The sequence below is a fragment of the bacterium genome (genome assembly GCA_040755795.1).
Classification (GTDB): Bacteria; UBA9089; CG2-30-40-21; order CG2-30-40-21; family SBAY01; genus JBFLXS01.
The window spans coordinates 1-10716 of the sequence record JBFLXS010000109.1 but is presented as its reverse complement, the minus strand read 5'-3'; the positions used below and the strand labels follow the sequence as shown (position 1 = coordinate 10716).

General features: G+C 35.7%; 7 protein-coding genes. All 7 read left to right on the top strand.

The genetic code is table 11. The annotated features are described in order from the left end of the window. Positions 1-305 precede the first annotated feature (305 nt). The 7 genes from AB1414_08805 to AB1414_08775 all read left to right on the top strand — a co-directional run bounded on the left by AB1414_08805 (position 306) and on the right by AB1414_08775 (position 10509). Positions 306-845, top strand: a complete 540-nt coding sequence (locus tag AB1414_08805) for a hypothetical protein (protein ID MEW6607538.1) — start codon at positions 306-308, stop codon at positions 843-845. 199 nt (positions 846-1044) lie between these two features. After that, complete coding sequence (locus AB1414_08800) at positions 1045-2511, top strand: hypothetical protein (protein MEW6607537.1); 1467 nt, start codon at positions 1045-1047, stop codon at positions 2509-2511. Between the two features lie 106 nt (positions 2512-2617). Then, complete coding sequence (locus AB1414_08795) at positions 2618-4189, top strand: hypothetical protein (protein ID MEW6607536.1); 1572 nt, start codon at positions 2618-2620, stop codon at positions 4187-4189. Positions 4190-4260: 71 nt separating this feature from the next. Then, on the top strand, positions 4261-8553 hold the full coding sequence (locus AB1414_08790; GenBank protein MEW6607535.1) for a carboxypeptidase regulatory-like domain-containing protein: 4293 nt from the start codon (positions 4261-4263) through the stop codon (positions 8551-8553). 667 nt (positions 8554-9220) lie between these two features. Next, the gene (locus AB1414_08785) at positions 9221-9490 is read left to right on the top strand and encodes a DUF4160 domain-containing protein (protein MEW6607534.1); all 270 of its coding nucleotides are present in this window, start codon (positions 9221-9223) and stop codon (positions 9488-9490) included. A 13-nt stretch (positions 9491-9503) separates the two neighbouring features. Then, on the top strand, positions 9504-9737 hold the full coding sequence (locus AB1414_08780) for a DUF2442 domain-containing protein (GenBank protein ID MEW6607533.1): 234 nt from the start codon (positions 9504-9506) through the stop codon (positions 9735-9737). Between the two features lie 568 nt (positions 9738-10305). Next, the gene (locus tag AB1414_08775) at positions 10306-10509 is read left to right on the top strand and encodes a hypothetical protein (GenBank protein ID MEW6607532.1); all 204 of its coding nucleotides are present in this window, start codon (positions 10306-10308) and stop codon (positions 10507-10509) included. The last annotated feature ends 207 nt before the right edge of the window (positions 10510-10716 follow it).

The window sequence follows — 10716 nt, the reverse complement described above, 5'->3', positions numbered from 1 at the left end:
GATTTTAAGGAAAGATTAAAGGGGAGGACAAACCGATATGGGTAGGATTTAAGGATGGGAGGTGTAATTATTACATAATCTCTCTAATCCTACTTCTGATGCGGGATTAGAATAGGTCCGACCCTCAATTACCAAAAAAAGGAGGTGTTAAATTTTTTAAAAAAGGGATTTAGGAGTTAGAGATGAGGATATAATTTTTTAATAAAAATCCTCACTTCTTATTATCTCCTAAATCCCACACTCATTCGTTAGTTTGCTTTTCGTAGTCAAGCTAACTATTCTAAGAACAAAGGAGGTGATAAAAGATGAAACGGATAGCAATAGGATTAGCAATAGGATTAAGTTTTGTGATAGCTAACATATCCTATGGAGCGACTCAGGGTTCCAGTACATCCACTGTTGATGCAACAATCGTTCCTACTCTGGTAATGTCATTGACAGGCGCTAGTTATGACATGGGTGCTTTACCAATTGGTACTACCGAAAAGGACAATGCTCAAGGGGTGTCTGTTCAATCAAATGTTGATTACAACATTAAGGCTAAGAGCGATAAGGCTACAATGCAGGAGTATGTTACAGCAGCAGCGGCTTATGCTACAGATACCACAAGAACATTACAGTATCCAATCAAGGCTAAAGAAACTGCTCAGGCTGTGCTTACATCTATTGGGACGACTGAAGCTGTTATACAAGGCTGTGCAGATTTAGAACACACTGGAAATGCGGCAACCGTAACCTATATTGACTACTCGCAAGAAATTAACTATGCTGACGAGGCACTTCCCTCTGGTAGAACCCATCACTGCCTACTCACTTTCTCTGTCTATCAAAATGCATTAGAGTAAAAGGAGGTGTATGTTAGTTGTATCACAAACTCATTGGGCGTACAGATTCTGGTTAACATCTGTACGCCCAGAGTAGTGGGTAATTAGGTAAATAACAATTGACAATTAACAATTCACAATTATTTGTCAAATTCAAACATTAAAATTGATAATTGATAATTGTTAATTGTTAATTATAAAATAAAGGGGGTAGAGGAAAATGAAGTTTAAATATTTTAAATATATAGGAGTGTATGGAATAGCGTTAATACTATTATTTTTGGGATGGGAAAGCGAGATAAGTGCCTTTGGTATCTCTATTACACCTGCCAGTATTAATAGAAGTGTATCTGAAGATGACCATATCATCCCACTTACTATTGAAAACCCTGGTTCTGAAACAGTAGAGTATTTTGTATACGCAAGCAGTTTAGGTCAAAAATTAGATGGTGAGGCGATATCCTTAGATGATATTGATGCACCATTTTCATTAGTCAGGTGGATTAAATTTAATCCAGCTAAATTTAAGTTAGCCGATGGTGAATCAAAAATAGTAGAGGCAGATATTCAAATACCAAAGGATAGTGGCGGTGGACTTTATGGAATAATATATGTTGAGGCGCGACTTCTGATACCATCTGGTGAACATGTTGCTTCTATCCCTCGAGTAGGAGCGATAACCCTGTTAACACTTCCTGGTGAAGCAATCAAAGAGGCTGAAATTACCTCAGTTGATATAATCCAAAACAAACAGGGAGAAGAAATACATATCCTATCAACTTTTCACAATACAGGTAATATCTACTTACGACCAGAGGGATATGTGATTATTAGAAACCAGGCTGGAGAGAAAATAGACAAGGTATTTATAAAACCAGTAAAGATACTCCCCACCTACTCCCGCCAATTAATAGCTAAATGGAAACCAGAAAACCTACTAACTGGAACATATACTGCTGAGGTTAATATGACATTTGCAAGCAAGTCATTAATAGCTAAGAAGACCTTCGAGGTCATTAATACTAATGAGATTGCTATACTAAAAGGAGAAATAGCTTCCTTCGAGGAAATAAAGGCTGTCCAACATAAACCACTATCCTTTAAGTTACTCTTTCACAATAGTGGAAATGTTAACCTATCTATTGGTGGGGAAATAGAAGTGAAAGACTTTGAGAATGAAATAATAGAAAGAGTACCAATAAAAATAAATGAAGTGATAGCACATGGGAGTAAGGAAGTAACAACTGTTCTATCTAAAGGATTGCCAATTGGCACCTATACTGCTACAGCAAAGATTAAGTATTCAGATGAAAAAATAGTCACTGCCACAACTAACATTAATGTAATTGAAAAGGAGATAATCCAGGCAGGTGAAATAATTGAACTTACTGTACCAAAAGTCAATGCGGGAAATGTATTAATTCTTCCCAAATTACTCTTTAGAAATACTGGCAATGTTCCACTCCAGGTAGAGGGAATGATTGAGCTGGAAAATAGTCAAGGGATGACTATTGGGCAAATAATTATAGATATGAAGCCGATAGAAATAGATGTAACAGAGAGGTTAGGAACAAGCTGGCAAGGGGAGTTACCCGCAGGATTATACAAGGCAGTAGCTACTTTGATATTTGGAGATGGGAAGATGATTACAAAAACAAGTCCATTTTTGGTAATTGGTAACTGGTAATTGGTAACTGGTGATTGGTAATTTAATTGGTGATTAGTAACTATTTAACCAATTACCATTTAACCAATTACCATTTAACCAGTTACCATTATAGGGGTGAGAAATAATGGATATTATAAAATTGAAGAACAATACAATTGTATCCAATGTATCCAAACAAGGATTAAAAAGTACTATTATAATTATAATCCTCATATTGGGACTATTAATTGTTATAAGACCTACCACAGGTGAGGGGATAAGTGCTACTCAGGAGGTCTTTCTTAGGGTTGCAGAAAGACTCTTTCAACCTACAAAACAAGAATTTGCCTCCAGAACTATCAAACTTGACCCATTCATGCTCGAAAAAACTATCTATGGAAAGAGTTATTCATTTCCTATTAGAGTTTATAACCTTATTAATCTTCCTCAGCAGATTCAGGTCTATCCTACTCAATTAGGACAGGAATTAGATGGTAGTCATTTATTCATAACTGACCCATGGTGGGGGACTAAACTGATTGATGTCAATCCATCTAATTTTACACTTGATTCTAAAGAAGCTAAAATAGTTAAAGTAGAGTTCCGGACACCAGAAAAAATAACAGGTGGATTTTATACAGCCATCGTCTTTGAAGCTACTCCCATAAATAATAAATCTGTAAAGAGTGCGGTTATTTTGGCATTTACATTACCCGGAGAATTAAAAAGAGAGGGAAAGATTAGTGATATTAGTTTCCTCCAAAATAAACCAGGGCAACCTATTATTATCCTTCTAAGATTTGTTAATACAGGTAATATACATCTTAGACTACATGGAAATGTAACTATTAAAAATCCATTTGGAGTGAAGATTGCTAAACTGGAGATTGGGTCTGAGGTTGTCCTACCCAATTACCCACACCAAATAACACTTCCCTTTAGACTAAAAGACTTAGCAGTTGGTACATATACAGCAGAAGCTAATATTAAAATTGAAGATGGAGAACCTGTGGAACTACTCACCACTTTTATGGTAATCCGACCAAATGAGATTGGAATAATAAAACTTGAGATAATTTCTTTTACTATCCCAATTGCTGTTTGGAATAGACCAATTTATTTTAATTTGTTAGCCTTTAATGCTGGAAATACCAATCTTACAACTACTGGAGAGATAACCATTAAGAATAGCGGAGGTGAAATAATAGCAACTACACCTTTTGAAAAAGAGACTATTCCAGCAGGAAGTAGCAAAGAACTAAAGGCAGTTTTAAAAGAAGGACTACCAATTGGCAGTTATACCGCTTGTGCAAGCGTTGAATATGAGGGCAAAAGAAAGGTAGCAACTCAGAATTTTTGGGTAATTGAAAAGGCTCTATCTCAAGAAGGCAAAATACTTGAGTTTATTATTCCAACTACTCAAGCTAATAAACCAATTATTCCAGAATTAGTATTAAAAAATACATGTGAGATTCCCATTTATGTAGAGGGAATGATTGAAATAATAGATAGCCAGAGAAATGTCATATCTGAGATACCTATTGCAAGAGTAGAGTTAGAACCAGAGATGATACAAAATTTAGGTAAACGCTCTGAGTTAAAACTATTGCCAGGAGAATATCTTGCAATAGTAACATTAGTTATTGGAGGTAAACAGGTAATTACTCAAGAGACCTCTTTCTTGATAACTGGTAATTGGTTAAATGGTAACTGGTGAATGGTTAAACGATAACAGGCTAATCACCAATTACCAATTACCAGTTACCAAACAACAAGGATGTGATAGAAATGGAAAAGGTTAATAAAGTAATGATTTCCATAGTTATTTTATTTTGTGTTTTGCTGAATGAAAACAAGACTTCAGGATATATTCTCACCATCACCTCTTCAGGCAATAATGTAAATTTTGGTGAAGTTAGCCCAAATGACTCATTATGTATAATCCCTTATGCCACGCAGATTGTAATTGTCTCTACTGGTGGGAACTGGAGTTTATCCGCGCAGGCTACTGGCGATTTAATAAGAACCTCTGGTGCTACAAAAACCATTTCTATAAGTCAATTACAATGGGCAAAGCACTCTTCCATAAATCCAGCCTGGACTTCCTTTGGCACTACATCAAGCACAATAGCCTCAGGAGGTACCACTACCGCTTCAGGTAGTGTCCTTGATTATGACTACAAGTTACAAGTTAACTGGACAGATTATCCTGGTGATTATCATGGTACTATTACTTACAGTGTTACTGCAGGTTTCCTCGAGAGTTCATTCGCACAACCAAATCCATTCTCACCAGATAACGATGGAATAAATGATACTACTACCATCCACTACTACTTGGACTCTAATAATACCATTACAGTTACAATCCGTGATATTGAAGATGCAGTAATAAAAACTTTACTTAATAATGCTACTCAAACCTCTGGAGCACAATCAGTTAATTGGGATGGGACAAATGGCTCCGGAACTGTTGTATCTGATAATGAATATAAATACTTGATTCAAGATATTAATTCTATTACCATTGCTTCAGGAATAATCACTGTAGATACAAATACTACAACCGGGACAGGTACTATTCAGGGGAAAATAAAAGATGCAGGAAATAGTGCCGTGATAGCTAATGCAGTAGTTTCTATCTATGAAGCATCTGGCAATTTCGTTGGTTCGACCACATCAAATGCTACGGGTGATTATAGCTTTAGTAATTTAGCCGCAGGATATTACTATCTTACAGTTAGGGCAGACTATTATTATCCAAAGACCTCTACTACCTTCCATTTGATTTCAGGACAGACACTTACAAAGGATATCTATCTTGACCACAATACATCTTTATTAGTGATTAAAAAGGCAAGTGATAAAACCGCTCAGATTGGTGATATAATAACTTATACCATCAAGGTTAAGAATATTGGCTATGGGAAGATAAATCAGGTTAAAATAGTAGATAAATTCCCATATAATTTTAAGTATATCAAAGGGACAAGTAGGTTAAATTCTGACTGCTTTAAAGACCCGATAGGTAAAAATCCTTTTACCTGGGAGATTGGCGATTTCCCGATTAATGAAGAAAAGATACTAACTTACAAGGTGTTAGTTGGAATTGATGCTGAATCTGGTGACCAAAAGAACTTAGCAGAGGTCTCGGGCACTGCTGAAAAAGGTGAGAAAGTAGTAACTAATGTATTTGCAATAGTCAGGGTTAAAGATGGAGTATTTAGAGAGCATGGGATTATAATTGGCAAGGTATATGAGGATACTAATGGTGACGGCATACAGCAAGATAGAGAATCTGGAATTGGTAATGTAAACATAATTATGGAAAATGGGATGAGTGTAATTACTGATGATGAAGGAAGATACTCAATTCCAGCGGTTAAACCAGGTCGGCATCTGCTAATGGTTGACATAAATACCTTATCTGATGAGTATTCTTTAAATACTACTAAGCCACAATTTATTGATCTCCCTCCTCATGGAATGGCAAAGTTAGATTTTGGTATCTTAAGAACAGTGGATAAAAGATACTCTGGGACTTACACTGATAAACCTGTTTTTATTGGATTAGCAGAGTTGGAAATGGAAGAAGATACGGTAACTGGAAATATAAAGGCATTTCGTAAAAAGTATGGAAATAGTGCAAGATATAAAGGCTGCCTGGCTTTTTACTTAAACACGAAGCTAAAAGATAAATATCAACTTACTACTTCACTTGATACTAAAAAAACTCGTAAGGATAAATTATCCTCCCCTGCTAATCCAGATGATTATTATCCAATCTATGGTGATGATAGTAAAGTCGTTAATAACACTCCATCTTCTGACCCTATCTTTCTAAAATTACAATCTAAGGATTTAGACCTTGTTTATGGCGATTATTCAACAGCATTAGGAGAAAATAAACTATCAACATATAATAGAAATCTTACAGGAGCAAAGATAGAAAAACATATAGCCAATTCCAGGATTACTGTATTTGGTGCTTCTACCAGACAGGTTAGTGCTCGGGATGATATACCTGGGAGGGGAGTTTGTGGTCCTTACTATCTTACCCATTGCCCAATTGTTGATGGGAGTGAGAAGATTAGAATTGAAACCCGTGATGATAAAAACTTACAGGTCTTTTCAACTATACAGAAAGAAAAAGACAAAGATTATTCCCTGGATTATGATACAGGAAGATTGATATTTGGAGAGCCTATATCCTCACCCGGTGGTGGAGTTACATACTATATTGTTGTTTTTTATGAGTATATTCCAATAGGTGCAGATTACAAACATGCCATTTATGGTTTTCGTGGAGTGACAAAACTCCATAATAGCTTAGAATTAGGTACAACTTATATCAAAGAGGAACAGTCTCCAACTGACTACCACCTTTATGGGTTAGATAGTTCTTTTAATCCCTGCAAAGAATTTACTATTAAGGCTGAGTATGCCAAGACCGATGGTGATTTAGAACTATTAAATCCAAAAGTTAACAACTCCGCCTCTTTTATAGAAACCTTATCTTCTCACTCAAACGATAAATGCAAGGTTAAGACCTTTTATCATCAAATTGGAGCTAACTTCTCTAATAAAATTGAGGCTACTGCTGATAAAGAAAGAGACGATTTTAACCAATATGGACCAGAGTTTTATGATATCACTAATCTTACTACTCAAAAGGATATACGAGAATATGGCTCACGAGTTGATTACGAGTTAATGACTGATAAAGCCTTATATGTCCAAAAGAAGATAACTACTAATGAACCCCAGAAAAATAAGACAAAAACTGATATATTTGGACTGGGGTTTAAACAGGAGCTTGATAGCTCTACATTCTTTGCAAATTTTCAAGAAGAAAATAAGGTAAGTAACCAAATTCGAGAGAGCCGTAAACAGATGTTTACTTTAGGAGATAGAGGTTCAATAGGTAGGCATGATTTTGGATTAAAATATAGCCTTACAGACTATGATAATTTTATTAATCGTGATTTAGATACAATAACTCATGATGTTAACCTCAAACTAACATCACAATATGATAGAATATTCCCCTCTATCCAATATGACTTAACTGATAAAATGTCACATGGTAGGCGTCTTCTTAGAACACACAACCTTACAATAGGAGCAACAACTCAACTTCTTAAATCGGTATCGTTAAATACCTCCTGTGCACTTGGTTGGAATGCTGACTACATCGAAGGGACGAAGACCAAATCCATAGCTACTACCATTGGAATAGATTATTCACCACATCCAAAGATAGTCATTTCGGCGGCAAATAATGCAGAAAAAGAGAGTGGTGCAGGAAAGATAATTGATTCCACCACTAACTCATTTGGGGTAAATTTTACACCAACTGATAAAACAAAATTGTCAGCTAAAAACGAAGTTAAAAAAGAATTGGATAAAGAGGAGACTATTTCAGGAGAGGTTGAACTTAAACAGAAAATTACTAATGACTTAGATACATCTCTAAAATATTCTTACTCCAAAGATGAAAATACTGATGATTCTACTACATTATTGATTGCAGACCTAAAACAGAAATTCCAATACGGTTTAACAACCTATGGGAAATATACCTATGAGAAGATTAAAAAAGATGCCAGAGGGACAGAAACTGATTCTTCAGAATCAAAAATGTTAGTTGCCTTAGCCTACAGACCTCCTCATACTAATAAATTTAACCTATTGAGTAAATGTGAATTTGGCAATAAAAGTGCAATTGCTTCCTTAGAATCTATCTATGTTCCAACTAATAAATGGAGTCTATTGGGAAAGTATGCGATGAGGAGGATAGAGGTAGAGGATATTATTTCTCATATTGACCTTATAATTGGTAGATTGACTTATAATATTAACGAAAGGTTTGATATAACCGGTGGGTATAGAATTCTACATCAACACTTGACCAATGACTATAAGATAAATCCTATATTAGAGTTAGGTTTTGGATTTAACAGCCACTTTAAATTTGTCTTAGGATATAACCTCATCGACTACAAAGATGGTGAGATACCTGATGACAGTTATTCAGCCCGTGGATTTTACCTGAGGCTAACAGGTAGATTCTGGCAATAAAAATATGTCCTTTTTCTCACCCCTTTATTGTTAGGAGAGGCAGGTTTTTATTTTAGACCTGCCTCTTCTAATCCCACTGCTTGAATCTTATGACGTAACCGTTCAGGATATAGCCACAGAGTCACAGAGAACACAGAGGGAATATATAACCACGAATGAACACAAATCAAAAGGATTTGTAGTGCGAGGCGTTATCTTCGCTTCTGGCAAGCCAAAAGGCGAACTTAAAGGTTCGCACTACATTTATGGGATGTCAGAGGTTAATTCGTATCCATTTGTGGTTAATTTCTCTAATTCTCTGTGAACTCTGTGCCTCTGTGGCTGAACGGTTACAAAAGGGGATAAGTTTAAGATTGAGGATATGGTGACAAGGGGTGAGATGTGCCCAATTCTGACCTGTTTTGAATTAATTCAGAACCAGAACAGGTTTTTAAAGGTAATTATGGACAGATTTAGATGAAAAAGTTCAGGACAATCATAGCGAAAAAAATGCTTAAAACACAAAAAATGGCTTTATGGTGGTTATTTGAGCTTACCTGACTTGTTTATTCAGATTCACCGAGAATTGCTGAAAAAAACTCTTGACATCTTTTAAAAAATGTGGTATAAGTTGAGCGGTAAAATAGTGGTGTAAAAGAAATACAGCCCATGGAAAGGAGATGAGTAAATGCCTACCATATCAATGTTCTATGGAATCATCGTTTATATGTTTTGTTTTGATGATAGAAAGCATCATCTTCCGCACATTCATGCCCACTATGGAGAGCATAGTGCCATAATATCCATTGATGATGGTGAGATTATTGAAGGTAATCTACCAAAGAAGAAGCTTAAACTGGTTCAAGCATGGATTGAAATACACAATGAAGATTTGCTGGCTGATTGGAAATTGGCTATTGATGGTCAAGAGTTATTCAAGATTGATCCACTTAAATAAGATGAGGTGAGAAATGCTTAAAGTAATACATGTGGAGCCGATAGATAGCTATAAGTTAAAAGTTAATTTATCTGATGGCCAATCTGGAACCTTCGATGTTTCCCCGTATTTAAATAAAGGCGTATTTAGAGAACTAAAAAACAAAGACTATTTTTCAACAGTAAGGGTTGCCTTTGGTGGCATAGTTTGGCCTCACGAACAAGACTTTAGTGCAGATACTATCTCATATGAAATGGAACGAATTTAAAAATGGATAGTGGCAAGATAGTAGAGCATAATTTGTGAGAAAGGTTAGGGGTAGTTTCCTATAATTAAAGGGTGTATGTAAAATTTGCAGGTAAAGTGTAAAAAGGGGGATAGGGGGATAATGGAGATAGGGAGATGATGAAATGATGGAGTAATGGAATGGTGGAATGATGGGTTTTTTTATATCCAATATTCCATCATTAATATCCCCATATCCCCTTCATCTCCACATCTTCTTTTCTTACACATAAGAAAGGTTACCTACTTTTATTACATGCATCCCATTTTTAAAAAAACTCTTGACATTTTTAAAAGATGTGGTATAATTTGATGTTAGCAAAGTAAAAAACACAATTGTGTGTTGATGAGGGAAATATGATTTCGATAGATTTACCAACTACTGTTGAAAAACGGCTTCTTGAAGTGGTCCAAAATGGTTACAAGGGAAACTTGCAGACAGCTATTACATCATTCCTAAAATTATAGGGATGGTTCACTATTGTTTGAAAGCTTGCGGCTATGTAATATGGAGTGCAGTGTCCGTGACACTGCATGCATTGACATGGTCAATGCACTCCAAAATCTTCTACCCGAAAGAAATCATAGAAATGGACCATCCCAAATTATACAAAAAATACGGCTGGAAAGAACAACTTCGTGAAGATATAAATTCTGTCCGGGCCGAAGTCCTTAGAAAAGGTGGAATTGAGGCGGAAGTAATTGATAATGCAATAAAAAGATACAGGGCCACTATAGGAGAATCTGGTGCCTGAGATATTACGAGTTGTTATTGATACCAATTGTAAATTAGGATTGCTTATAAATTTCAATGTATTAAGACTCAAGGAAGGAATTATACTTTAGAGAGGCATATTTTGTGATTTCCTGTTACTATCAACTCAGGTTATCGGTTATCAGGTTATCGGTAAAGAGCAAGCAGTAGCCTGCTATCTCAAATTACCGATTACTGATTACCTGAT